This window comes from Streptomyces sp. NPDC091682 (assembly GCF_044756625.1).
Classification (GTDB): Bacteria; Actinomycetota; Actinomycetes; order Streptomycetales; family Streptomycetaceae; genus Streptomyces.
On sequence record NZ_JBIVTH010000043.1, the window covers coordinates 1 to 24,903 of the forward strand.

Sequence of the window (24,903 nt, forward strand, 5' to 3'; positions counted from 1 at the left end):
GAAACGATCGCGCCGGCAGCCACAACAGTGGCCGCGATACGACGCACGGAGGAAGAAGCAGAAGACATGGGTGACGCTCCCTCAAGAACAGTGCCCCACCAACCGAAACACGATGGTGGAGACAGTGGTGGAAATGGCTCGGGGTGAGCCGTTGGCCACACTCTCGACCCGACACGAACCCCACCGCAGCACCCACCGACACCAGTTACCAGACACGGACACATCCGTCACACTCACCTGCACACTGCACCCACCCCACCCGAACATGCCCCTGACATTCACTGAGCCCTACACCCACCCGCCCCACACACCACACCCCCCACACAACTCGCTCCGGCGCACCACCAGGCGCACCCCTCCCCCACCTCACCCACCCGGACCAACCAACCAAGTAACAACCGTTCTGCAGAATTCTTCGCACACAAACCCACAAACCGCACACCCATCACAACCCGCCAGATCCCGCAAAAGCCCAACACCACCGGACACGAGACAACCCCCGGAACCACACCAGCAGGGCAGGGCAGCACAGCGCACCGGCGAAAACCACATCCACGTCACGATCCTGCACCCGCCACCGCAGGCGGCAAGCGGTCGGATGCCGGATCCCGGCTACGCCACTGCGTCGCCGTCAGTGTCCGACTTCCCCCTCACAGGTCATCCGCGTCTACGATCCGGACGATGACGCGCACGGGCTCAGGGGCGGTGTAGGGGAGGTCGTAACCGGTGTCGGCTATCCAGCGGGGCCCGCGCACGGGTAGCTCGCCCGCCTCGCCCACGGGAATGCTGCCGTAAAAGCTGATCTCCGTCTCACTGAGCAGGGCCCCGTCTCCCCCCAGGGCCTCGACGACCAGTCCGGGCAGGCTCACGTCGAAGGGGCACTCGTCCTCGAGCGTCGAGTCCTGGTCGCGCCAGTCGTGCGCGGCTAGGTGGACGGCGAGCAGCTCCTCGGGAGCTCCGATTTCGACGCTGCCGGCGAGGTGGACGCGCAGCCGGCTGTCGTACGGGTCATGGAGGAGATGGGCGCTGATCGTGCTCACCGTGAGCCGTACTGCGCTGATCTGTGTCGATTTGTCGATCACCTCGACCGGGAGCACCGTGTGCTTCTCGGGCGCGAGGTCGAAGTCGGACTCGATCTCCTCCAGGTCCAGGGCCGTGATCCGCAAGGTGATTTCCTCGGGCGCCAGGGGGCTCTCGCACTCCCACGAGCTACTCTTCTCGCAGAGGCGCCAGGGACGCTCGGACAATGTCGTCACGGTCTCCATCACAAGCCGCTTGTAAAGGGGCGGGGTGGGCGAACCCGTACGGCCGACGGCGAGCAGGAGGGCAGGCGCGTAGTCACCACCGCCGAAGCGGTCGGACCGATCCTGCCCGAGGAACCGGGCGGTCCCAGAGAGCTCGATCTCCTGATAGTGCTCCCACTCCCCGTATGTCGTGGTGATCAGGCGCGCCCCGATCTCGTCGATGCGCCAGCCCAGCTGGGACAACGACGGCTCGTCGACCTCTAGTTCCAGCCGCTGCACTGTCTTGTCGTCGTCGCACACCGGTGCGCCTGCCCTCCTCGCGGAACCCGCGTTTCATGAGCCGGACCTGGCTCGACAGGGGACGATAGCTCCTGTTCGGGGCGTGGCGTCGAGGGGGTGCGTACGGTGTTGGGGGCGGCAGCGGGACCGGATGGCTGTCGGTCGCCGGGGGTGGGCGGTCGGGGGTGGACGGTCGGGGGCGAGTGCCCGGCGGCGGACGACGGGCCGCCGGGCGGGCGTGGCTCAGACCAGGGCGTTCTTGTAGAAGATGCTGGAGCGCCGGTCGCCCTCCACGCCGGTGGCGAAGCCGATGAAGAGTCGGGCCTCGCCGGCGTCGGTGCGGTAGATCGCCAGGCCCTCGGGCTCGCGGTGGTGGAGGGTGGAGCCGGCCTTGGTGAGGACGGGGCCCTGCGTCACGGTGCCCGTGTTGATGTCGATGGCGGTGACGTAGGTGTTGCCGTCGCCGGTGGGGGTGCCGTCGCCGGGGTACGCGTCACCCGTCAGGTAGTACATGTACGAGCCGTAGAGGGTGTAGCCCTGAGGGGTGCCGGAGATCGTCGGCTGCTTGAAGTCGACGAGCGGGGTGGCGAAGTTGCGCGTCTCGAAGGCGGAGAGGGGGTATACGGCGATGCGCTTGCCGGAGCCGGTGTGGTAGCGGACGATCATGCGCCGGTAGACCGGGTCAACGGAGCAGGTGTACTCGGTGGCGCCGGAGATCGGCCGGTAGGCGGCCGCGGCAGCCGGCGAGTCCAGGGTGGCGTCGGCGGTGTAACGGATCGGGGCGAGTGCGGTGCCGTACCGCTGGTGTTCGCGTCGCACTCGATCCAGCCTTGTTGAGGACGGCGACCGGGCGCGCGTCGGCCTGGCCCCCCGTCGCCAGGTGCACGTCTTGCGACTATTCCAGAGGTCCGCGCGCTGCCGCCACGATCCGCTCCAGCGCCGAGGCGTGCCGCTGGAACGCCTGACGCCCGTACGGGGTGAGGCGGAGGTGGGTTTGCCGTCCCGTGCGGCTCCGTGTCTTTTGGACCTCGACGTACCCTGCGTCCGCCAATGCGGCGACCTGCTTGGACAGGGCCGAGTCGCTGGTGCCCACCGCGTTCCGGACGAATCCGAACTCCACCCAGTCGGCCGGGGCCAGGAGCGCGACCACCGAGAGTCGCGCCGGGACGTGCAGGAACTCGTCGAAGTCGGGATCCATCAGGCGTGTCCGTTCCTGCGGATGAAGTTCCCGACGACCGGGCGCAGCGCGTACGAGGCGGCCGTGGCCGTCAGGGCGGTGACGGCTGCGGCGAGGGTGTGCCGTGCCGGCAGGCCAAGGAAGTAGGCGCCGATGGCCAACGTCCAGAAGAGGACGAGAAGGAGGACTCCTATGGCCGTGTAGAACAGCGCCTCCGAGCCGACGATCTTCCGGCGGACGGGGGCCCTGCGCCGCTGCATGAAGAGTCCTCCCAGGGTCAGAACGTTTCCCGTAAGGACCGCGGCGGTCTTCCAGGGGTTCGGGAGATCGAAGGACGAGCACGCCGCGAACAGGCCCAGCGCCGCAAGGATCAGGTAGGGACGGGAGTGGGCGTGGCGCACATATGCGTCGAGCGTCTGCTCCTGACGGTGGTGTATGGCGTTGAGGGCGGTCTGGGCGTCGTAAGTGGTCATGGGCGTGTCCCTGGTCATCGGTCTTCCGTGTACTTTCCCATGAGGAAAGTACCACCTTCTTTCCGGAGAGGAAAGAAGGTGGTCCGGGGTCAACTCGGCCCGCTGGAGGCCGAGAAGCCGAGGAGCCGAGGAGCCGAGGAGCCGAGGAGCCGGCGGGCCAACTGAAGCAGCTCCAGGTGGAGCGGCTCGGCTCAACGGACCGTGACGGAGGCAGCAGTTACGGGGCAGCGCCACACCACGACGGCTCCCGTCGGTGATACTGCGCTGACCGTCCCGTCTCCCCAGGGCACGCCGGTCCTGTTGAACGGGTGGAGGAGCCGGTGGGGCGTGTGCCTCAGCGCGCGAACTCGGGGGCATTCTCCGTGGGTAGCGTGCGAAGCATTCGGAGCGGTGACAGGAAGTTCGGAAGGACGCTCAGCGTCATACCAGCTGCGCCGATCCACAAGGTGCCGGTTGCTCCGAAAGCAGATCCCGAGGCTCCACCCAGAAGCCCACCAAGAGGAATGCCACCACAAGAAACGAATCGGGCTGTTGCGCTCATCCGGCCCAGGAGCCGATCCGGCGTCAGGGCCTGTTGGATGCTCGATTGAGCCACCACCCGAACGACTCCGCCCAGCGAAAGGGCCGCGAGTCCGAGCGCAGCCGCGGACACGCTCCAACCCGTTCGCGCCAACGGCATGAGGACGGTCAACGGACAGGTGACGAGTGGTGCGAGCCAGATGACCGGGCCTTGCCCGACCCACTTCGAGGCCCTCGTGGCCAACAGCGCACCCGTCAAGGCACCGCAACCCATTCCCGACAGAACGAGGCCGATGCTGGAGGGCCGGAGGCCTAGCTCCCGCTCCAAAAAGACCAGCAACATGGTTTGATACATGACCAGAAAGAGATTGAATATCGCATCCCCCAACACGATTGCACGCAGGATGGGATGCCCCGCGAGGAACCTCATTCCTTCCTTGATCTCTCGACCCAGTTGGGGAGCCCCGCTCGACTCTGGCTTATGTTCGCGCTTCCGGATGGTGATCGTGAACAACCCCGACATGGCCATCCCTGTCGAACTCAACAAAAGCGTTGTAGTTGATCCGGCCAGGCCGACCAGCGGCCCTGCCAATGCCGGCCCGCTGATACTGGCCGTCGAGCGTATCGCTGCCAGCTTTGAGTTTCCTTCCAGGAGACTACTGCGCCCCACCAAGTGGGGTAGATAGCTGACGTACGCAACATCGAAGAATACGGTCAGCATTCCGTGAACCAAGGCGACTGCGCAGAGCCACCAGATGGTGAGAAGGCCTGCCCACCACGCCGCCGGTATCGTCAAGAGGACGAGTGCGCGGGCCAGATCAGTGCCGATCATCACCGATCGTTTCCGCATGCGATCCACCCAGGCGCCCGCCGGCAGCCCGACCAGGAGCGGTCCTGCCGTGGTCACCGCGGCCATCAGTCCGACCTGGAACTCATCTGCGTGCAATGCTGCGATGGCAGCCATAGGCAGGGCCAGAAAGATGATGCGGTCGCCCAGTTGGCCGAGTGCAGTGGCGACGAACAATCGGCCGAAGTCCCGATCGCGCAAGAGACCGAGCCGGGGAGTTTTTGACATTCCAATGCCCTACTGTCGGTTTTGCGACGTTCCTCCGATGCTTTCAACGGCTACCGGCGATCGACTCCGAACTCGTAGACCACTTCGCGGCACGCGTCCGGAATGACCATGTCGGCCGTTTCAACCGGACGTCCGGCCGTGTCGAAGATGGTCCGCTCGATTTGGAGCACGAGGTCCCCCACGCTGATCCCCAGGAGGTTCGCCTGCACCTGGGTGGCACGAGCCGGGCGTGGCACTTCGACCACGGTCGAGATGACCACGCCGATGGAGCGCATGCGCTCAACCACTCCTTTCCCCGCCAGGGGACCCATCTCGGGCAGCACGATCGGCGTTCCGTCCGTGATGGCCATTGGCTCCCAGGATTCGGAAAGCTGGACGGGTTGCCCCTCGGCGAGGAACTCGTAATGCGTGTTGACGCACAGGTTTCCGGGGCTGATGGCGAGCCGCTCGGCGATCGGCTTGGGGGCGGGGACGCGCACCTGACTGTGTGCGTCCCATGCGTCGGCCCTACCCCGCTCCTTCCTCTCCGGCCGGGGGCGAGTGCCGTCCCCGCGTTCGTGGTGTCGCGAGCGAACCAACCGCAGGCGCTCTCGTGGCATGCGGACGTAGGTACCCGAGCCGGCACGCCCTTCGAGGAGACCGTCGATGATCAAACGGTCCATGGCCCTCTGCATGACGTTGCGTCCGACCCCGTACTCCGCGGCGAATCGTGCCCGGGACGGCAGGCGCTCCCCGATGGCCCACTCTCCCGCGAGAATCCGTGCGCGCAGCACGTCGGCCACTGCGAGGTAGGGCGCCTCTCGGGGCATGCTCGATCCTCCGGTTGTCCTGCACAGCGGCCGCTGGTCGTTCCCAGGGGCGTTTGGCAAGCTACTGCACCGGGTGAAAGTTGCTGGAGTAGAAATACGCTCGGCGCTCATCCGCCTACGGAGGTGTGCGGCATCGCGGCGGCCCCAGAAGGAAACGTCGAAGTAGTCGATGTCGGTGAACTCGACCCGGAGCCGGTCGGCTCGGGTTCCGCCGCCCTTGAAGTAGACCTCCTGGAGCCCCTCGGCGACGATCGCCCGCAGATCCCCGCTGCCCGGTTGCCCCGCCGCCCCGCTGCCATACAACGGCGAATGGTAGGGCTTGCAGGCCATTCCGCTCGACCACAGCTCCGACTCCCACAGAGCGCCGGCACTCCACCTTCACTGAGAATCGCTGCGGGTGGTCACCCATCGAAGGTCTGTGGTGGCCAAGCGAGGAGGATCAAGGCGATGGGATGATCCTCCGCTCCACGGCGGAAAAGTAGTGCCTCAAAACGTCACGGGTATCCGGGGTGAACAGGTTCTCCCGCATCGAGGTGAGGAGCTCGGACTCCGACATCCAGCCGTGCCACATCACTTCGTCCGGGTCAGGACACAGGTTGTCGGACAGGACAGCCTCGTGCACGGCGAGCCAATGGGGGCTGAGCCCGTTGCGGTTCAAGAACTTCGCGATGAAGCGGACCGGCGCTCGAACACCCAGTTCCTCGGCCAGTTCGCGCGATGCGGCTTCCTCATAGGACTCACCCGGGGCAACGGCACCGCCCGACTCCACCTCGTAGTGTCCCGGGAACCGATCGACGTGCTCGGAACGACGGTGCACGAGGATCCGGCCTTCCCGATCCCGGCATACTGTCACGGCAATCCGATGCAACCAGCCACGGCGAACGGCCTCGCCCCGGGCGACCACTGCCAAGACCTGGTCTTGCTCGTCCACGTGCTCGACCATCTCGTCCACGTGCTCCATACATGGTTGCCGGGGCACGGCCACAGAGGCGGATGCCTGCTGCCGATTGAGTTTCTCCAAGACCCGGTCGCGGAGCAGCTCGTACTCCTCACGGAGCCTGCGCCACTCGGTCACGGGCGGGCGGGGGACAACAACGCCGCCCATGACAGCCTCCTCCGGCCCGAACTGCTCGCGAGTGAGATCGACCTCAATGCCCGTGCTCAGGCGGTTCCACCAGTGGTAGTCCACACGCTCTCCGTTGACGTGGACCTCTCCGCGGATCAGCTCGCCTCCCAGCAGGTCATTGAGCACCATGGCGGTCACCCCGCACTGGTCCCGAGCCGGATTGTCCTCGGTCCAGCGCGATCGGTACTCAGGCGGGCATGTCTCGGCACTCCAGCTGCTGCGAACGGCTCGTTCGATGTCGGAAAGAAGCAACGGCGTCATGCCCGTGATCCTGCCTGCACGCACTGACAACGGCGTGGTTCAGGTGCTGGTGTTCGCGAAGCCGTCGCCCGGAAACGGGACGACGGCGGCTGGCTCGGTCCGAAGGACAAGGCGGAGGACGCAGGCGCGTCACCGCAGAGCGGGTCACCTTGATCTGGACAGTCGTCACCATGCGGCCCGTGTGCACGGGTTGTTGACGGTCGTGCGAGCCGATCGCGCGGTGAGCTGGGGTCACGAACAGCCGGGGAGAGGCCGGTCCGACCCTCGGGGCCGGAGCCCGGGGCCCGGGGCCCAGGGCCCGGAGCCCAGGGCCCAGGGCCCACGGTCCACTACCGTCACCGCCGCCACGCACGAGCGCGGAGACCAGCACGCCTGCGCCCTCCACACCGTCTTCAACGGCCTGGTCGGCGAGCCGTCCCCGCGCCTACTGCGCCGAGAGCCGGGCGATGAACACTCAGCCTCGCTGCAGGACCGGCCGGTTGGCGGCCTCGTACTCGTCCGAGATGCTGAAGAGGCTGGCACATCTCGGACACTCGGCCTTGCCGAAGAGATGGGCGATTCCGTCGGCGAGTACCGCTTGCCCGTCACGGACGGCGGTCTCGCGCATCCATCGGCCGACGCCCGACAGTTCCTCTGCAGCCGCCGGCCGTAGATCACGCCGATCCACGTCGCCCCGGTTCCAGTCCCGAATCGCCGAGTAGCGCCCGTAGTCGCCGATGGCGATGGTCACCTCCACCGCGCAGTGAGGGCAGGCCACGTCGAGGAAGTCGTCCGTGAAGTCTCCCAGTACGTTGGCCCAGTGGTACTGCTCCGAGACCGCGAGCAGTGCGCGGAAGGTCACCGGGTAGTCGACCGGCCGCGACTGCAAGTGCTGGTCCAGGAGTGCGCCGAACTCGGCGATCTCCTGGGCACTGTCCGCCAGGAGATCGTCACCGCCGTGTTGCCCTGCCGCGCGCTCCATGATCTCTCCGGCCAGGTGTCGGGCTTCGGTGCTCCCCGACGCGAGGCGCATCAGCTGGGGCAAGGCGGCGAAGCCTGCGAGTGATACGAGATCACGCTCCAGGACCAGCCGGTGGCCCAGTTCCGTCCACGCTTCGGCATCGTTCGTACGTTCCACTCGTTCCAGGAGCTCGGGAACGCGATCGGTCTCAGATCGCCAGTCGTACATCTGTGCCCAATTGACCACCTCGGCATTGAACCCTCCCGCGGGCTTCGAGTCGACCCGAACCGATCAGGCGACGGCCGTGTGATCAGAGCAGGGCCCTGATGACGTCGCGCTGCTCCGGCAGGCCGGCTTCCTTGAGCCAGCGAAATTTGTTGCCGATGTTTCCCCAGCATGCTTCGTTGGCGGTGACGGCTTGTAGGAGTTCCCGTTGCGCGACCGACAGCGGCTGGCCAGGGCTGTGGCCGTGGGGGAACGCTTTGACGAGCAGCGGACCCCAGTCGCGGTCGACGGTGTGGTCGCTGGCGAGCGGTATCAGGGCCATGGCCGCCGGGGCCAGGTCCTCGAAGGCGTCGACGCGGTCAAGGGCGGCCTTCAGGAGGGTGAAGCGGAGCCAGCCGTCGACGTGAGGGAGGGGGTCGGGGAACCAGTGGTCTGCCTCGACCGGGTTCTGCAGGGCTTCGAGCAGGACGGCGGTGGCGCGGGGCACGCGCGCAACTGAGGAGGCCAGAGCGGCGCAGGCCCGCACGGCTGGATCAGGATCGTCGAGGAAGCCGGTGGTGTCCTGGCCCCAGGCGCCGATCGCCAGGACTGCGGACGCGCGTTCTCGGCGGCTGCCGTCTGCTTCGAGAACGCTCCGCAGGCGGTGGGCGGCACGCGGGACGAACCCGGCGAGGTCGGGTGCCTGCAGAAGCAGGGCGACCGTTCCGAGGGCGACCTCTCGGGTGTCCGGATGCGGGTCGTCGAGGAGCGGTTCGACCGCATCGTAGAGCGCGGGCCGGATGCTCCGGCACAGTCGGGCCGCCTCGAGCTCGTCTTCGTAGTCGCCGTCGCACCCATCCCCGTACTCGCCCTCGCTGGTCGGGTCCTCGCCGTAGGAGGCCGATTCGACGATCTGGCCGAGCCAGTCAAGCAGTGCGGCCCGCAGGGGACGGGCCCGGTCATCCCAGGGGAAGAAGTTCTCGTGCTCGACCGAAGTCTGGGGATGCGTCAAGATCGCTGCTACGAACAGTGCGGCCGACGGCGTGGAGCTGTAGAGGGACCCTTGGTGCAGCACGGACATCTCCAGCATTCCGAGAGCCTCGGCCTGTACCTCGGGGTCCTCGTCCAGGAGTCGGCACAAGTACGGCGGGATGTCCTCAGCGCTCCCATATGCATGCTGCAGGGCGTCCCATTCGGTTGACATGAGCAGCGCTCTGGCTGCCGGGGGCAGTCCGGCCCGGATGGGGGTGCCACGTTCCTCGTCTCGATTCATCACCTGCACACCCTGCCGAATCGCACTGACAACCCGCCGCACCGGGCTGTCGCGGGCCGGGGCGGGGCAGGGCAGCGGGCCGGGGATCGCGCCGGTAATCGCATCGGGTGGGCAGGCCCATGGGGGCGTCCCAGGTGTCAATGACACCCGGGTTTCACGTCGTCGAGCATCTCGGTCTCGACCACACGCCAGCCACGAACGCGGCCGTGCTGCGGGTTCATCACGAAACGTATGAATGAAACGATCGATTCACATGGTCCCGACGATCATTTCACTGCCTGGACGGGACGCGCGATCCTTCACTGCCGGATGAACGAGCATGCCGAGCCGGGGAAGCAGGCCCCAAGGTGCGGTGCTGTCGGTACATCACGTCTCACACGTCTCGGTTTCGCTGGGTCGACCGGGACAGCAGGGCGCAACGATCGCAGCGGTTGTGGAAACGATCGTTGATCTGATTCAGTATCCGTGCACGCTAGGCACTAGCCTCCAGCAATCAGGCCTAACAGACCGAGAATCGACTGCCGGGAGCGTTCGTGACCGACGAGGCCAGCCCTCATCTGAAGAGTCTGGCGCGCCTTCAAGACCTCATCGTGAAGGCCGACCTCGACTGGGCCGTAGTCCTCGACCCAGGACCCCTCGCATTGAGCACCGGGCTGCCGCCATCGGTGGTCACCATGGGGCTGCACGGTCGAGAGATGCCGCTGATGGACCTGCACGAGCAGGTCCATCAGCGCCTCGCGTTCCTTCGAAGTCACCGGCCTCGTCCGGACGGCAAGCCCTACTCCCAGAAGGAAATCGGAGCCGGGGCTGGACTGACGTCGCAGTGGAGCGGCCAGCTTCTGAACGGCGGAAAGAAGCCCAGCCTCGAGCATGCTGCCAGGATCGAAGACTTCTTCGGGGTGCCCCGGGGATTCCTGACGGCGACCCCTTCCCAAGCACTCGATCGCGCCCTCAGCGAGAAGGTGGCCGAGTTGCAGGACGCCCAGGTGGCCGCGCTCCAGCAAGCCAATGAGAGATTGCAAGCGGAGCGGGATCGACAGGAAGCACTGCTCCAACAGGGCGAGCGAAACCGGGTGAAGTCCCTCTCCTTTCGCGGTCCTTCGCCGCAAGTGAAGCGCGAGGTCCTTGAGGAGCTGCTCGCCTCCATCGTTGACGAAGAGGCGTGACAGTGGCGGTTTCCACCGAGACATCGCCAGCACGTCTGACATCGCGCCGAACTGCGCGGAGGCAAGGAGGCACGGGTGGCGAGCGTTAGCAGCCGGCGCGAACAGCAGCGCCTGGAAGACGAAATGGTCGCGCTGTGCGCGGAGCTGGCCAACAGCCTGGGCAAGCCTGCACCTTCGGATACGGATCAGTTGTTCGATCGGATCGCCGCGCACCTCTCCGTGCGGCGGGGACGACCGGTGCGGATCGTCCGTAGGGACTTACCGCGCGAGTTCGGCACCGTGTCGGGCCTGTGGCTGGATCGTGAGATGGATGACGTGATCGTCGTTGTCAGGAACACGAGCCCGCTGCACTCTCTGGTCATCCTGGGGCATGAAATTTGGCACATGGTGCGGGGGCACTGCGGCAGCCATGTGCTCGGTGCACAGGTGACCACCCGACTGCTGGGCGACGGTCTCAGCCCTGCCGGCCTGAGCCAGGCCGTCCTCAGCGTTGCCGCTCGGACTCACGCCGTGCCCGGTGACGAGGCAGAGGCGGAGGCTTTTGGTCGTCGGCTCGGCAGTACGCTTCGCCGCTACGTGGAGCACGACCCGAGTGCCCGCGTCCTCAAGGGGGCGGCCAGACGCATACAGTCTTCCCTCGGTGCGTCGGAGGATTGATGGAGGGGTCCGACTACTACATACCGGCAGCGATTCTCATGGGCGCGTTCCTGCTCAAGGGCCCTGTTCTGGTCCGCCGGTGGCGCGATCCCGCGGTCCGGGCCGTGTCGGGTTTGCTGTTCCTCGGAGGCGTTGGATTCGCCCTTGCCGCGCCACCAACCATCCTTGTGGTCAACAGGGCCGCTGGAGTGCCCAACTTCTCAGCTCCGCTGGTCTATGCCGTCTTGTCCTGCTCCAGTGCCTGGTGCCTCGTGCTGCTGGTCCACTGGATGGAGGGCCCCGGTGCTGAGGCGCGGCGCCAAGTCCGATGGTGGTCGTGGGTCTTTGCGGTCGTGGTGACTTCGATCGGCGCGTTCTTCGCTCTCGGCGATGCGCCTGTCGAGCGGTTGCAGGATCTGGATACGCATTACGCGTCCACGCCGTACATCCGCGAAATGATCACCGTGTACCTCGTGTGGCACTTCGCGCTCTGGTCTGCCTGGCGAACCTATCGCTTGCCGGGTCCTCTGTGGCGCCGCTTTCGCGTGGTGGATCAACCTGACAGCGGTCCGGGCACCCCCAAATGGTGGAGACCTGTAGATGAGCACCTTGTTCACAGGGAAACCGACCTGCAGGACTGGCTCCGCAGGTTGACCTTGACCCCCTACTGGTCGCGGACCATCATGACGGACACGATCGAACAGGCCTCGCGAACCGGGATGCCCACGCAGCACGCTTGGGCCCTTGGCGCCGCGACCATGATTCATCACGCCATCGAGTCGGCTCGGGAAGCGCAGCACACTCACCCCGCCGAAACGCTGGGCACCGGCATCGATTCCCTGACCCCGATCCTCGGGGCCGACTCACACGGCATGGCTCGTGTTGCACGTCAAGACAGGGTCCTTGCCCGCTATTCCACGGCCGCTTGATCAGAAAGAAGCCGACATGAACACCTTCCGGCCCTTTCACGGCCGAACGCGGCTCCGCGTCGCGACGATCGCCGGCCAGTTTCAGCAGCCGTTCTGCGGCCTGCTCCGTCCTTCGGCTGGTGAACAACAGTGACCACTCCTAGCGGACTCAACTTCTACATCCCCGGGGCCCTCCTCTTCCTGGTGGCGTGCGCAAAGCTGCCCGCACTCCTCCGGAACCCGCGTGATGAACTCCTGCGCTCCGTGTGGGTGTTGCTCTTGGTCTCCACGGCGGTGTTCTGGTGCTGTGCTGTCCCGTCCATCGCCGCCTTCAACCGGCTGACGGGCGTCCCGAACGCGGCAGCGCCGTTGGTCTACACCCTCCTCACCGTGTTCTCCGGTTCCAACATCAGCCTCATCATCCGATGGAGCAGCGGACCGGAGGACACCCAGAGGGCGGACCGGTGGTCCAAACGCTGTTACATGGCCACGGGCGTGGTCATCATTGCGATCAATGTGCTCTTCCTCCTCGGCGATGCAAGCGTCGAGAGATTGCGGGACCTGGACACGTACTACGCGTCCACCCCGTTCATCCGTGAAATGATCTTGCTCTATCTCGCCGCGCACACCACCGCAGCCGTCACCATGACGGTCCTGTGCTGTCGGTGGGCACGAGAGGTTCATGGAGAGCTTCGGGTCGGATTGTTGCTGATCGTCGGCGGATATCTACTCAACTTGGCTTACGACGCTTTGAAGTTCACGGCCATTGGCGCCCACTGGGCAGGCCGGAACTGGGACGTTCTCAGCGTTACGTACGCCGCTTCGCTCGCCTCGTTCTCGGCGCTGCTCATCGGGGCCGGCTTCATCTTTCCGCTGTTGTCCCAGCGTTTCATGCACTTCTGGACCCCGTGGCGCCGCTACTACCAATTGCGCCCACTGTGGCGTGAGCTGCGCGAAGCCTCCGAGCACTCCATGGGCATCGGGTCCTCGGCCCGGACACCCATAGAGATCAGGCTGGTTCAGGTCGAGGCCGACATTCACGACGGCATCCTCACCGTGAGTCCGCACATCGACGCACGCATCCGTGCACAGGCTCTGCAGGCCGCAGCAAAGTCCTGCCGCTCCGACGACGAGGCGGCTGCCACCGCAGACGCGGCTGCGCTCGCGCACGCTGTGTCCGTGTGGAGGCAGCACCAGACGGTTGCGGCTGACCCGGAGGAACGCGTGAACGATCACAACGAAACGCTCAGCTCCGCCCACACCCCCACGGGTCTCGTTCGCATGTCCATTGCGCTGTCGTCCGACGTCGTCCAGCGATTTCGCCGCCATGCCGCCGTCGTAGAGAGCAGTACCCGATGACTCAACCCCTCTCGTCACGTGTTATCCGCGCCGTCGTTCTCGGCGGTGGTCTGTCCGGGACACTTGCAGCCGCTGCCCTCGCCTCCCATGTGGATCAGGTATTGATCGTCGAGCACGACGTACTGCCCGAGGAGCCGAAGGCGCGGCGCGGACTTCCGCACGGCGACCACGCCCACATGCTTTGGGCAGGTGGGGCTGATGCAATGGATCAGCTGCTCCCGGGCGTGATCCAGGAGTGTCTGGACGCGGGAGCACACCGCATTCCTGTCCCCACGGGGATGGTCAGCTATGCGCCGGCCGGCTGGTTCCGTCGGAGCTGGGAGCCCACGCACTACCTGATTGGCGCGTTGCGTCAGGAACTCGACCTGGTCGTGCGCAGGCGCGTTCTCGCCCTGCCAACCGTGTCGGTACGTTCCGGGGTCAAGGCCACCGGCCTAGTGGGTAATGCAGCGAAGGTCTGCGGGGTGCGCGTGCGCAATGAGGACCAGGAGCCGGAGACGATTTCGGCGGATCTTGTCGTGGATGCGACGGGGAGGGGGTCGAAGTCTCCGATCTGGCTCGAGGAAATGGGTGGTCCTCGCATTCGCGAGATCACAGTCGATGCCGGGGTCCGCTATGCGAGCCGTCTCTACAAGGCTCCGGCAGGAACCGATGGGAACTGGCCCGTGATCCACATCCAGGCCGATCCGAGAGATGGCACACCCGGCCGAGTGGCTTCGATCATTTCTGTTGGCGGCGGCCGGTGGCACGTGAGCCTGTCCGGGACCCGTGGAGACGAGCCCACGGCCCAAGAAGACCAGTTCGAGCTCTTCGCGCGAAATGCCCGCCATCCCCTGGTGGCCGATGTACTCGCTCGGGCAGAGCCGATCAGCGGCATCGCCGTCTACGGCCGGACCGCCAATCGGCGTCGCTTCTACGATCGGGCACGGCTGCCAGCCGGGTTCGTGGTCCTTGGTGATGCTGCAACCAGCCTCAACCCTGTCTACGGACACGGCATGTCCGCCTCAGCGCTGGGTGCTCTCGCCCTGCGGGCAGTGGCTGATTCGACGTCGGTTCTCTCTCCCCGGTTCGGGCTGAAGGCCCAGCGCCGGATCGCCCGCCCGGCGGCAGACGCGTGGTTGCTGGCAGTCGGTCAGGATCGCTTCTATCCCGGCTCCATGGGCGCGAAGCCGAATGTCCTCGACCGCATTGCGGCACGATATGTTGGACGTCTCACGTACACGGCAACTGACAGTGCCGTCGTGGTCAAGAGCCTGACGGACGTGATGACCATGCGGAAGCGCGCTGGAGTGCTCTTCCGATTGGGCGTTCTGGTGGCAGCCGCCCGGGGTCCGCGCCGGCCGGTTCTCGACGCGCCGCCGCTGACGCCCTCCGAGTTGGAGGTACTGAAGCGGGAGCCCGTCAAACGGTCAGCAGCCCAGAGCTGATTCAGCAGCCGTCTCCTTTCCTGCAAAGGAAACGACACCTTTGATCGCAAGCCTGGTTCGCCAGGCCCCTTCATCCTAGGAGGTTGTCTCACGTGGCACGTTTCGCGAGCTCCTTGTGGCAGGTCGGGGCGGCGACTGCGGCCAGGCCTCGGCTCTGCCGGTTGCTACGTACCACGTCCGGGATTTGAGACCACGAGCAGCCCATGGCAGGCTCGTGCCGCATGATCGATGAATTCGCGAAAGACACCCTGCACGGGAGACTGCGGCGGGACCGCGAGGCGCTGCTCTGGAAGCTCGACGGCTTGTCCGAATACGAGGCCCGCCGACCTTTGACGGTGACCGGGAACAACCTCCTCGGTCTGGTCAAACACGTGGCCACTGTGGAGGCCAGGTATTTCGGCGAGGTCTTCGACCGCCCTTCCCCGGAACCGCTGCCCCGGTGGCAGGACTCCGACGGCAGCGATCTGTGGGCGGCCGAGGACGAGACCCGCGATCAGATCATCGGGTTCTACCGGCGCACGTGGGAACACTCGGACGCGACGATCAACGAGCTTCCCCTCGACGCCGCCGGCCACGTGCCGTGGTGGTCGGAGCCCTATGCCGACACGAACCTGTTCGCCGTCATGGTCCATGTCCTCGGCGAGGCCAACCGGCATGCCGGGCACGCCGACATCCTGCGCGAGGGCCTCGACGGCCGGACCGGGTTGCGCCCCGAACACGAGAAGCAGATCGACGAGGAAGCCCGTGCAACCTACTGCGCGAAGATCGAGCAGGCCGCCAGGTCGGCCGCGCGCATCGAAGCGTCCGGTTCCTGACGAACTCTGCTGACTGGTCGCCCCGTTACTGCCGTCGTTCGCTGCTCGTCCGCAAGGCGGTGGGACCGCTCCCTGTGACGAGCCGGCCGTGTTCACCGCCGTGGTGTACGCGCTGACCCGGGCAGCCGGACGGCTGCCGCCTTCCGACGACCCGCCGCCGTAGCTGGCGCCGCGCGCCCGCCGGGGATTACGGGACAGCCCTTAGGGGGCCTCGAACCGTCGGCCGGTGTACGCGGGTGTGTCGGAGGGCTGGCTGATCCCGACGTAGCGCTGGAGGCCCGTGCGGGCCCGGGGCAGGGCGCGGACAAAGGTGTGCAGTCGGTCGGGCGAAGGGCTGCATGGGAGCGGCCGGAAAGGCATACGGGTTCCGTCCTGGCGGGGGCTGGCCCGGCGGCGAGGTGCGGGCCGCAGCAGTATGTCGACTGCCCGCACATGGGTACGTGCGTGCGGCGGTGCCGGGCCGGCCCGTTCGCGTTCTTGTGGGTCAGCCGTTGGCCAGCGCGGTGGACCCGGGGCCGCCAGATGTGCTGAGGCGCTCGCCGCTTGGGCTGGGGTGTGGGGGGAGCCAGCCGCGGATGGCGGCTTGGACCCCGGCTTGGAAGCGGGTGTCGGCGTCGAGTTCCTCCAGCATGCGGGTGATCCGTCGGCGGGCGGTGTGTACGTGCACACCGAGGCGGCGGGCAATGGTTTCGTCCTTCAGTCCGGAGGCGAGCAGCCCGAGGAGTTCCCGTTGGTCCGCGGTGAGCGGGCCGCCGGGGCTGCCGAGGGGGGTGGCGCGCACCCATAGGGATTCGAACAGGGGTAGGGCGGCCTGGTGCAGCAGGCGGTCGCCGATCACCAGGGCCGCTCCCTCGCCTCCTTCGTCGTTGCCGGGCGGCGGGGGTAACAGGCACGTACGTCGGTCTACGAGGACCAGGGCGGTGGGCAGGCTCTGTCCGATGCGGGCCTGGAGGCCGAGTCCGGTGAGGGCGACGAGCTCCTGTGCCCGGTCGGGGAAGTCGGTGCCGCGCCGGTCGGTGACGGTGCGTACGGTGACGCCGCGCGCCAGTAGGTGTCGTATGCGGTCCGCGCCGGCCTCCCCGGTAGGGCGGGGCGTCCTGGTGCTGCCGGCCTCCCTTGTGCTGCCGGCCTCCCCGGCCGTCCGGGTGGCGCGGTCGAGGATCAGGACTTCCGTCTCGGCTGCTTCGAGCATGGTGTCGAGGCGGGCTCCGGCCGCTTCGCTGCCGTTGAGGATCTCGATGCCGGCCAGGGGTCCGGAGGTTCTCGCCGGCTGTGGGGGAAGCCGGTGGGCCAGCCGATCGGCGTAGGAGCGCAGTGACTTCAGGTCGGCCGACTCCTGGTGCAGGAGGGCCTGCCGGCGCTGGATGAGTACGTGCAGTACGGCGGCCGGGTCGGCGGCCGTGTGGATCACCGGCCTGCTGTCGTCCTGCGTGCGGGCCGGAGTCCGGTCGTGCGGGTCGGTTTCGATCATGCGGGGGATTTTGACCGCCTTCACAGAGCCCCCACAAGTGTGCATGGCCACTTCTGAGGGGGGCTCGGGTCTGGTCGGGAGCCGCCCGCGGCGGTTGCATGGCGGCGACTCGCAGCAACGCACCAGGCACTCATGGTTGAGGAGACCCCTTGCCCAAGTACAGCGCAGGTTCGTCGGCACCAACCCCCGCCGCACGACGGATATGGCGGAAAGAGCTCCGCTCCGCCGGAGGAATAGCGGTTCTGTTGGCCGCCGCAATGACCTTGCAGGCGTCGCCGGCGTGGGCCGCGGACCCCGGCCCTTCAAACGCCCTTCCCCCTCAGGGCACCGCGACCCCGGTGCTCGTCGAGGGCTTACGGGAGCCGGTGGACGCCAAGGCCGCCCCGGCCGACGCGGCACGGCAGCACCTCGCCGCGAACAAGAGCCGCTACAAGATCCCGCGGGCGGGCAGCGACCTGGTCCCCCTGGCTGCGACGGCCACCGGGGCCAAGGACGAGACGGTCCGGCTGCAGCAGAAGCACCGCGGTGTCGACGTCCTGGGCGGCCAGTACGTCGTGCGCATGCAGAAGCAGGACGGCAAGCGCGTGGTCACCGGCACCTCGGGGCACTACTTCACCGCCCTGAGCACCGACGTCACCCCCCAGGTCAGCGAGGACCTCGCGGTCCGCCGTGCAGTGGCCGCCACGGCCCGCCGGCTGGGAGCAGCGCTCGACAAGGACCGGGCACCGCAGTCCGAGTCCGGTGATCCGGCAGCCACCGGGATGACCGGTGACGCCAAGGGACTCGTCGTCCTGCCCAAGGGGGGCGGTGTCCTCGCCTACCGCGTCACCGTGCGGGGTACCGCGCCCGGTTCCGGGGCTCTGGTCGTGGACGAGGTGTACGTGGACGCCCGCTCGGGCTATCCGGCGCTCCAGTACAGTGCGTTGAAGACGATGGCGGCCCCCGCGGCCCCCGCGGCCGGTGAGGCCGCCGACGGCCCGACGGCGGGTGGACCGCCGGCCACTCCGGCGAACCTGGTCCCCGAGACCGGTTCCGGGGCGCGGCTGAGCGGCGCCGCGACCTCGCTGGACATCGCCTACGACCCGGCGGCCGGCAACTACCTGCTCGCGGACGCAGGCCGCATGCGCTCCTCCAGCAAGAGCCTGCTGGGCACGTGGGACGCGCGCGGCAAGTCGGTGTCGGAGACCTCGGGCACGTGGCCCTCCGGCATCACCATGTTCTCCTCCCCGAACACCGCTTTCGGTGCCGCGGCGACGGATTCGGGTGCCGTGGACGCCCACTGGAACGCGGGCCAGGTCTACGACTTCTACAAGAAGAACTTCGGGCGCGACAGCCTCGACGGGAACGGCGGGGCGGTCAACTCCCTGGTCGGCGTGACGTACTACGGCCTGCCCTACGCCAACGCGTTCTGGGACGGCACCAAGATGGTCTACGGCAACGGGGACACGGAGTTCAAGCCGATGTCGGCCGACACGGACGTCGTCGGCCACGAGATGACCCACGGTGTCATCGAGCACACGGCGAACCTGGTCTACGCGGGCCAGTCCGGCGCCCTGAACGAGGCCCTGGCCGACTACTTCGGCAACGCGATCGACGTCACCGCGAGCGGGACGTCGATGAGTGATCCGGCCGCCGGCCTGATCGGCGAGAACCTGTGCCGCACGAAGGCGGCCGCCGACTGTGCCCTGCGCGACCTCAATGACGGGGCCACCACCTCGAAGAGCTTCCTGGGCGTGTCGTTCGCCACCGACAACGGCGGCGTGCACCTGAACTCGACGATCTTCTCGGGCGCGCTGTGGGACATGCGCGAGGACCTGGGCGGCGCCCTGGCCGACAAGATCGTGTACAAGGCGGTCACGGAGTACATGACGCCGCTCGACGGGTTCACCGAGGCGCGGGGCGCGGTGCTCGCGGCGGCCAAGGCGCTCGGTGCGACTTCCGCCCAGCAGAACACGGTCAAGCGGTCGTTCAACGCCCACGGCATCGTCCCGGATTGGGAGCAGGCCCTGGGCATCGACACCGACACCCTCTTCGGGAAGCTGAACACCACCGATTCCGCAGTGGGTGCGGGCGGTGGTTGGTGGACGGCTTCCAAGTCCAATGACGACGGCTCCGAGCCCTACTCGGTCTATGCCGGTCGGCTGGACGGCAAGGGCTCCCCGAAGGTGATCAGCCCCAACGACGGCCGTTACCACACCGCCCCGGCGACCGATGGCAAGACCGTGGTGTGGACGGCGTACGGCCCGACCTCGGTCGACGTCCTCACCCGTCCCGTGGCGGGGGGCCCGATCAAGACCCTGTACAGCTCGGCGACGGGCGTCGCGGGTCTGCGGGTGGAGAAGAACACGGTGGTGTTCGAGGAGTACGACATCTTCGGCGGCCGGCACGTCGGCTACATGCGGCCCACCGACAAGGCCCCGGTCTTCACCGACGGGAAGAAGTGGAACACGCTGACCGCTCTGCCCTCCATCAGCGACAACAAGATCGCCTACGCGAAGCTGTACCCGCAGAACGGTACCTACCGGCTGGGTGTGGAGGTCGTTGACCTGGCCACCGGCAAGGCCGTCATGGCCGAGCAGCTCGACGAGCCGGTGAGCCTCGGACAAACTGGCCTCAACGGCAAGAACGTGTTCTGGGTGGCGGACACCGACGAGAGCGACGGCGGCCTGACGTCGGTGATCAGCTCCGGCCTGGACGGTCGCGGCACCTACATCGTCAGCAGTGAGCACAAGCCGGGCGCCTTCATCGCCTCCGACCTGACGGTCTCGCAGGATGCGCTGACCCTGGTCGCGCAGACGCCCGACACGAGGTACCGCAACGAGTCGCTGCCCAAGCTGTGGCAGCTGACCACCGACGGTTCTCGTCGCGAACGGGTCTCTTGCAACCGTGGTGAGCAGAGCTACCCGGCGGCCGGCGCGGGCCGTCAGGTCGCTTGGCTGGACGCGACCGCCGGCTCCACCGATCTGGTGGTTCGGGAGCGGCCGGCCGGGACCTGCTGATCCCTGCCGATGAGTGAGGGGGCCGACGGCTGTGCCGTCGGCCCCCTGTGCGTGTCGCCACCTCCTGGTGGGGAGGTGGCGACACGGCCTTCAAGGTGTTAGCACTCGCGCAGGCCCGGGGCGGGGTCGACCGAGGTGTGGAGGTCCACGGCCGCGACGTTGCCCCACTGGCCGTTGTCCAGCTGGGTCCAGTACCAGACGTTGTTGCCGCCGGCGTGCTGGTCGCCGCGGCCCCAGCACTGGAACCAGCTGGGGCTCGTGTTCAAGGGCCCCCGCACCGCGGAGTTGTAGCGGCGGTGCTCGTAGCCCTTGGCGCCCACCCGGTTGCCGCACCACAGCTTGCCGTCGGCGCGCACGCCGCATTCGGTGGCGGCGCTCGTCCCGGTGGCGCTGGTCCCGGTGGCGGACGTCCCGGTGGCGGACGTCGCTCGGGCGGGGCCGGTCACGGTGGCCAGGGCGCCCGCCAGTGCGACGGTGGCGAAGCCGAGGGCGATCTTCCTGCCTGCGTACATGCTTCCTCCTCGGAAGGGCTCCTTCGGGAGCCGGGTGACGGTGGTGCGTGATCGGTGGTGGGGGTGGTGCTCAGGGGCAGGTGGGTACGCCGTCCAGCCAGGCGGCGCCCTTGATGTAGATGTTGGTGATCCACGACCCGTACTCGGGCAGGTAGGACCAGGCGTCGTTGGTGTAGCCCTCCGCCGTCACCGATTGGGCGTGCTTTTGGCAGTCGACGCGCACGGCGGTCGGGCCGGGGAAGCGGTGTGCCCGCGGGCTGTCAGTGGACGGTTCTTCGTGGGTCCACACGTCCGTGCCCCAGGTGCTGAACGTGCCGGGTGCCGTGGCCGGTGCGATGCGGACCGCTCCGGCGTAGTCCCCGCCCAGCCGTACGTCGCTGACGGTGATCCGGGTGCCCGATTCGCGGGCCTCGACCATCTTCCCCGCGCCCAGGTAGATCGCGATGTGGTGGATGGAGCCTCCCGGACCCCAGGCCAGGAGGTCCCCCGGGAGCAGCGGGGCGGTTCCTTGCGCGGCGGTGAAGCGCTGTTGTGCCTGCGGTGAGTGGAACTGGTGGTGGGCGTTGCCGGGGAGCGGGTCGCCGCCGACCGCACGGTGGTAGGCGTAGCGGACCAGCCCCGAGCAGTCGAAGCCGAGTCGCTCCGGGTCGTGTGCGCTGTCCGGGTCGCTCGGGTCGACCTGACCGTAGGTCGGCCCCGGCTGTTGTCCGTGGCCGCCGCCCCAGGTGTACCAGGTGCCGATCTGTTCGCATGCCGCTTCTACGGCCTTCTCGGCCGTCGTGGAGGCTCCGGGGGCGAGCACACCGCACGCCTGCGCCGCCTGCGCCGCCTTGGTCGTCTTCGCCGTCTTCGCCGTCTTCGGTGCCGGGGCCGCCGTGGCGTGGTGGGCCCCTGCCCAGGTGGTCAGGAGGGTGAGCACCATCACCGCCGCCACCGCCGCTCTCCGCATCGCCATGTCTGGTCCCCCTTGTCCGTGCCACGCGGTGTCCTGCGGGGCGTTGTATTCGTCGTGGTGTTCGCGCCGTACTCGCCGTGCTCGCCGTACTCGCCGTACGAAGCACGGACCGGCCGCCCGTCGGGCCCTTCCGAGACTGTGCCCCGCCGCCCCTGCGTGTCGAGGAGGCACGGGTCGCCCACTGCAACGGGAAACGGGAAACCCTCGGGAAACCCCCTCCCACCAGGTTCTTTGAGCATCCGTCAACCGGCTGCCCGCGGGTCCGCGGCGGAGGCGCTCCTCGAAGTCGGGGCCGTACTGCGACCCCGTCGGGCTGGACGCTGGGGTGCCCGGCCTCTCCGTCCGGGGACCGGTCGGGGCCCCGCCGCCGCGCGGGGAGCATCGTGCGCGGTGGTCGTGTCAGGCGGAGGCCACGCGGGCGGCCTGCGCCGCAGCAGGCCGTCCCTCAATGAGCAGCAGCCGCCGGCTCGCGCCGGTCAGCTGTTCCAGTTCGGTGATCAGGCCTTCGAGTTCAGCCGACACCGCCGCCCCTCGCCCGTGCCGTCCAGGAGGTCGCCTCCCGCATCCGTCTTGGGAGCGTCACGGTCAGCGAGGGTAGGGCCTCACTCGAACTGGTCGCCGCCGGGTGACGTCCCGGAGGGCGCCAAGGAGCGGCCGCGGCGACGGTTCCCGGTGTGCGCCGGTGTGCCTTGTCCCTTGGCGGAGGCGGGGGTTGCCGGCCGGGTCCCGACCGGATGGGGCCGCCGCGGGTAGGTATGGGCGCTCCCTGCCCTGGGGTGAGGTGGTGCGATACACCAACCGGTGCTTGCCGGCGGCGAGTAACATCCCGCTCCAACGCACATCCCTGAAGAAGGAGCGTGGACTGCCGTGGCCAACGAGCCGGTCAACACCCCGATCCAGACCGAGTACGCGGAGCATCTGGCCGCCGCCCTCGCAGCGAACCAGGCCGAGCAGGCGACCCTCAGCACGCGCCTGAGCAAGCTCCAGGGCGAGGAGAAGTGGCTCGCCGCGGCGCTGGCGGACACGCCGTCGATCGTCGTTGCTGAGTCGACACCAGTACCGACGCCGACGCCGGTGCCTGCGCTCGCCCGGCCCGCGAGCAGCGCTCCCCCGGTCCGCGACGGCGCGGATGCGGCGGCCGTGCCGCTGCCGAGGGCGGAGAAGGCGACTGCGGCCAAGAAGACCGCGACCGCGAAGAAGGCGGCCGCCAAGAAGGCCGCGGTGGCCGGGGCCGAAAAGACCGCTCAGGCGAGCCCCACGCTCGGCCGGCTTCTCAGTGACATCCTGTCGAAGCAGCCCGGCGAACCCAAAAAGGTCAGCGAGATCCAGAGCGAGCTGGAAGAGGCGCACCCCGAGCGGGCAACGTCGGTTCAAACCATCCGCAACGCCCTGCAGAGGCTCGTTGAGAAGCACGGCCTCGAGAGGGACAACCGGCAGGGCGTGGTGCTCTACACCTGGCCCGTGCCCGAGGCCACCCCTGCGCCCGCGACGGAGGTGAAGGGCGAGGAGCCCGCACCGGCCGCCGTCTGAGCGCGGCCAGCTCCCGGTCCGGGCGGGACGGGGCGGGGGCGCCCCGCCCCGTCGGGGACCGATCAAGGGCCCGGCCCCGACGCACTAGGGCCCGTGTGATGTTGTGATCAGTCGGTGGCTTTGAGGAGGTCGTCGCTCCAGATCATTGCAGCGAGGTCAGATCACCCCCTCGAACTCGTTGAAATTCCACTGAGCATCAGCGAGTTACCCACGCGTCACAACCCCAGCCTTTCCGGACTCCAGCCCCCGAACAGGGCAGAACCCGGCAGCTGATCACGACACCACGCAGGCCCTAGCAGCACACGCACGGCGCGAACCACTTCGGCGCGCGCGAACCGGTTGGCGTCGACAGGACCCTCTCCACCCAACTGGAGGAGACCGGGCGCAGTGTCAGCTCACCGCGGTCCGCGGCGTGACCGAGACCGGCGACGTGTCCGGTGAAGGCAGTTGCGGCCTACCTTTCACCCGGCCCGGCGCCAGCCGTCGGGAAGTCCAAACCGCGCTCGGCCAGCGGCAGGTGCGTCGCCGTCCCGGGCGACGGCGCCCGCTACCTCACTTGGCCTCGGTGCTCGCAGTGCCGCGTCGTGCCGTCCGTCCAGGCAATGCGCGCACCCGCCGAAGGCCCGCTGAGCCTCGAGCGCTACGCGACCGCCGAACACCTCACCGTCTCGCGACGCGGGAAGCTGTGCGATCCGATCGACGGCGCCTTGACCGCACGCGGCCTCGAACGACGCGTCGTTGTCGCCGGGCCCACCGTCGCCTTCGCCCTGCGAGACCTTGACGCCGACGCCGTCCAGGCACTATTCGCACCACTGACCGCCTCTCAACAACTCCTCACCAACCGGACCGGGCGGACCGGGCGCCCCATGCCGGTGCGCGGCAGTGGTCAACCGGCGTAGCGTGGTGGGGTATGAGCGAGGTTGTGGAAGCCAAGGGTCCGAAAGTTCCGCCGAGTTTTCCTCCGAAGTCGCCGCCGCCGCAAAAGAAGCCGGTGGAGCCGCCGCGGCCGCAGCCGGTGACGAAGCCGAAGTCCGTCACCGGAGTACCGCCGCGGCTGGTCGTCACCAGCCGGCGGGCAAGGGTGCTGGCGTTCCGCGCGGACCGATGGGCGGCGAAGAAGGCCGCCGCGCAAGCCGCACTCGCCGTCGCCGAATGGGGCTACCCGCTGCTGGACGAGCACGACTTCCTCAAGACGGTCCACGGCCTGGTCCACACGGCCGTGGCAGCCGGCGGGAAACGCGTCAGTGTCCACCTCGCCGACCAGGACGCCAAGATCCTGGTCATGGTCCTCAACCACCAGATCACCGAACAAGACGGTGCAGGACAGATCCCGACGGAGGTCGCGGCACTGCGCACCGTCGACGCCTGCGGCGCCCACACCGACCACGACGGCCACGCCTGGTGGGCACTCGTAAACGCCCAACCCGAGCCGAAGAAGCGCCTGTCGTAGCACCATCAGGCAGCCTCAGGTCACCACCGACCGCCCCCGCCCGTTGCCGGAGCGGGGCGCAATGCTGCCAACCGGAACGGTGACCGGCGACGTGTGACGGCAGCCGGGTCCTGCCCGCGGCCGGCAGCGCCACGGGGCCTGGTCGCGGTCCACACGCCGTCACGACGCCTCCGTCGAACCCTGACCGGGCAGGGTACGTCCGTTGGGGGTAGTGGTGTGGGCCGTCGCCCGATCGGGGCGACGGCCCGTGTTCGCGTGCCGGTCAGTAGCCCGTTGCCACACAGCCCGGCCGCGG

Annotated in this window: 23 protein-coding genes and 1 pseudogene; 10 read left to right on the forward strand and 14 right to left on the reverse strand. The window is 67.9% G+C overall.

What is annotated here, in order from left to right; translation table 11 throughout:
* Positions 1-650 precede the first annotated feature (650 nt).
* The 10 genes and pseudogenes from ACIQK6_RS41650 to ACIQK6_RS41695 all read right to left on the reverse strand — a co-directional run bounded on the left by ACIQK6_RS41650 (position 651) and on the right by ACIQK6_RS41695 (position 9,311).
* Positions 651-1,544: a hypothetical protein gene (locus ACIQK6_RS41650; protein WP_329106740.1), complete on the reverse strand. Its 894-nt coding sequence runs from the start codon at positions 1,542-1,544 to the stop codon at positions 651-653.
* 222 nt (positions 1,545-1,766) lie between these two features.
* Positions 1,767-2,342 carry a hypothetical protein gene (locus ACIQK6_RS41655; protein ID WP_329106738.1) on the reverse strand — a complete coding sequence of 192 codons (576 nt, stop codon included), beginning with the start codon at positions 2,340-2,342 and terminating at the stop codon, positions 1,767-1,769.
* Between the two features lie 76 nt (positions 2,343-2,418).
* Positions 2,419-2,721: a transcriptional regulator gene (locus ACIQK6_RS41660; RefSeq protein ID WP_329106735.1), complete on the reverse strand. Its 303-nt coding sequence runs from the start codon at positions 2,719-2,721 to the stop codon at positions 2,419-2,421.
* Complete coding sequence (locus tag ACIQK6_RS41665; RefSeq protein ID WP_329106733.1) at positions 2,721-3,173, reverse strand: hypothetical protein; 453 nt, start codon at positions 3,171-3,173, stop codon at positions 2,721-2,723. The genes ACIQK6_RS41660 and ACIQK6_RS41665 overlap by 1 nt, the downstream gene beginning before the upstream one ends.
* 334 nt (positions 3,174-3,507) lie before the next feature.
* Positions 3,508-4,767: an MFS transporter gene (locus tag ACIQK6_RS41670; RefSeq protein WP_402697632.1), complete on the reverse strand. Its 1,260-nt coding sequence runs from the start codon at positions 4,765-4,767 to the stop codon at positions 3,508-3,510.
* 50 nt (positions 4,768-4,817) lie between these two features.
* Positions 4,818-5,576: a GntR family transcriptional regulator gene (locus tag ACIQK6_RS41675; RefSeq protein WP_329108262.1), complete on the reverse strand. Its 759-nt coding sequence runs from the start codon at positions 5,574-5,576 to the stop codon at positions 4,818-4,820.
* 439 nt (positions 5,577-6,015) lie between these two features.
* Complete coding sequence (locus ACIQK6_RS41680; RefSeq protein WP_329108260.1) at positions 6,016-6,537, reverse strand: NUDIX domain-containing protein; 522 nt, start codon at positions 6,535-6,537, stop codon at positions 6,016-6,018.
* A 42-nt stretch (positions 6,538-6,579) separates the two neighbouring features.
* Positions 6,580-6,963: pseudogene (locus ACIQK6_RS41685) on the reverse strand (hypothetical protein); the annotation flags it as partial.
* Positions 6,964-7,417: 454 nt separating this feature from the next.
* The gene (locus tag ACIQK6_RS41690) at positions 7,418-8,080 is read right to left on the reverse strand and encodes a hypothetical protein (protein WP_329106729.1); all 663 of its coding nucleotides are present in this window, start codon (positions 8,078-8,080) and stop codon (positions 7,418-7,420) included.
* A gap of 133 nt (positions 8,081-8,213) precedes the next feature.
* Entirely contained in the window at positions 8,214-9,311 is a 1,098-nt protein-coding gene (locus ACIQK6_RS41695; RefSeq protein ID WP_402697633.1) for a HEAT repeat domain-containing protein, read from the reverse strand.
* Between the two features lie 602 nt (positions 9,312-9,913).
* Between ACIQK6_RS41695 and ACIQK6_RS41700 the strand changes: the two genes are divergently transcribed.
* From ACIQK6_RS41700 to ACIQK6_RS41725, 6 genes are all read left to right on the forward strand, one after another.
* Complete coding sequence (locus tag ACIQK6_RS41700; RefSeq protein ID WP_329106725.1) at positions 9,914-10,546, forward strand: helix-turn-helix transcriptional regulator; 633 nt, start codon at positions 9,914-9,916, stop codon at positions 10,544-10,546.
* Positions 10,547-10,621: 75 nt separating this feature from the next.
* A complete protein-coding gene (locus ACIQK6_RS41705; protein ID WP_329106723.1) occupies positions 10,622-11,203 on the forward strand; it encodes a toxin-antitoxin system, toxin component in 582 nt (193 codons plus the stop codon).
* Positions 11,203-12,111, forward strand: coding sequence for a DUF6545 domain-containing protein (locus ACIQK6_RS41710; protein WP_329106721.1), 909 nt, complete (start codon positions 11,203-11,205; stop codon positions 12,109-12,111). The genes ACIQK6_RS41705 and ACIQK6_RS41710 overlap by 1 nt, the downstream gene beginning before the upstream one ends.
* A 129-nt stretch (positions 12,112-12,240) precedes the next feature.
* Complete coding sequence (locus ACIQK6_RS41715) at positions 12,241-13,449, forward strand: MAB_1171c family putative transporter (protein ID WP_402697635.1); 1,209 nt, start codon at positions 12,241-12,243, stop codon at positions 13,447-13,449.
* The gene (locus ACIQK6_RS41720) at positions 13,446-14,876 is read left to right on the forward strand and encodes an FAD-dependent monooxygenase (protein ID WP_329106717.1); all 1,431 of its coding nucleotides are present in this window, start codon (positions 13,446-13,448) and stop codon (positions 14,874-14,876) included. Before ACIQK6_RS41715 ends, ACIQK6_RS41720 begins: the two co-directional genes overlap by 4 nt.
* Before the next feature lie 221 nt (positions 14,877-15,097).
* Complete coding sequence (locus ACIQK6_RS41725) at positions 15,098-15,691, forward strand: DinB family protein (RefSeq protein WP_329106715.1); 594 nt, start codon at positions 15,098-15,100, stop codon at positions 15,689-15,691.
* A 484-nt stretch (positions 15,692-16,175) separates the two neighbouring features.
* Here ACIQK6_RS41725 and ACIQK6_RS41730 read toward each other — a convergent pair whose 3' ends face one another.
* Positions 16,176-17,162 carry a hypothetical protein gene (locus ACIQK6_RS41730; RefSeq protein ID WP_329106713.1) on the reverse strand — a complete coding sequence of 329 codons (987 nt, stop codon included), beginning with the start codon at positions 17,160-17,162 and terminating at the stop codon, positions 16,176-16,178.
* A gap of 257 nt (positions 17,163-17,419) precedes the next feature.
* On the opposite strand from ACIQK6_RS41730, the gene ACIQK6_RS41735 reads away from it, so the two are divergent.
* Positions 17,420-20,161 carry a M4 family metallopeptidase gene (locus ACIQK6_RS41735; protein WP_329106711.1) on the forward strand — a complete coding sequence of 914 codons (2,742 nt, stop codon included), beginning with the start codon at positions 17,420-17,422 and terminating at the stop codon, positions 20,159-20,161.
* A gap of 98 nt (positions 20,162-20,259) precedes the next feature.
* Here ACIQK6_RS41735 and ACIQK6_RS41740 read toward each other — a convergent pair whose 3' ends face one another.
* The 3 genes from ACIQK6_RS41740 to ACIQK6_RS41750 all read right to left on the reverse strand — a co-directional run bounded on the left by ACIQK6_RS41740 (position 20,260) and on the right by ACIQK6_RS41750 (position 22,150).
* Positions 20,260-20,673 (reverse strand): hypothetical protein, encoded by a 414-nt coding sequence (locus tag ACIQK6_RS41740; protein ID WP_329106709.1) that lies wholly within the window; start codon positions 20,671-20,673, stop codon positions 20,260-20,262.
* 70 nt (positions 20,674-20,743) lie between these two features.
* Entirely contained in the window at positions 20,744-21,628 is an 885-nt protein-coding gene (locus ACIQK6_RS41745; protein ID WP_402697637.1) for a C40 family peptidase, read from the reverse strand.
* A 399-nt stretch (positions 21,629-22,027) separates the two neighbouring features.
* Positions 22,028-22,150, reverse strand: coding sequence for a hypothetical protein (locus tag ACIQK6_RS41750; protein ID WP_329106705.1), 123 nt, complete (start codon positions 22,148-22,150; stop codon positions 22,028-22,030).
* A 345-nt stretch (positions 22,151-22,495) separates the two neighbouring features.
* Here ACIQK6_RS41750 and ACIQK6_RS41755 point away from each other — a divergent pair, with 345 nt between their 5' ends.
* From ACIQK6_RS41755 to ACIQK6_RS41765, 3 genes are all read left to right on the forward strand, one after another.
* Positions 22,496-23,158: a hypothetical protein gene (locus tag ACIQK6_RS41755; RefSeq protein ID WP_402697639.1), complete on the forward strand. Its 663-nt coding sequence runs from the start codon at positions 22,496-22,498 to the stop codon at positions 23,156-23,158.
* A 602-nt stretch (positions 23,159-23,760) separates the two neighbouring features.
* A complete protein-coding gene (locus tag ACIQK6_RS41760) occupies positions 23,761-24,057 on the forward strand; it encodes a hypothetical protein (protein WP_402697641.1) in 297 nt (98 codons plus the stop codon).
* Between the two features lie 11 nt (positions 24,058-24,068).
* The gene (locus ACIQK6_RS41765) at positions 24,069-24,608 is read left to right on the forward strand and encodes a hypothetical protein (protein ID WP_329106700.1); all 540 of its coding nucleotides are present in this window, start codon (positions 24,069-24,071) and stop codon (positions 24,606-24,608) included.
* Positions 24,609-24,903: the final 295 nt, after the last annotated feature.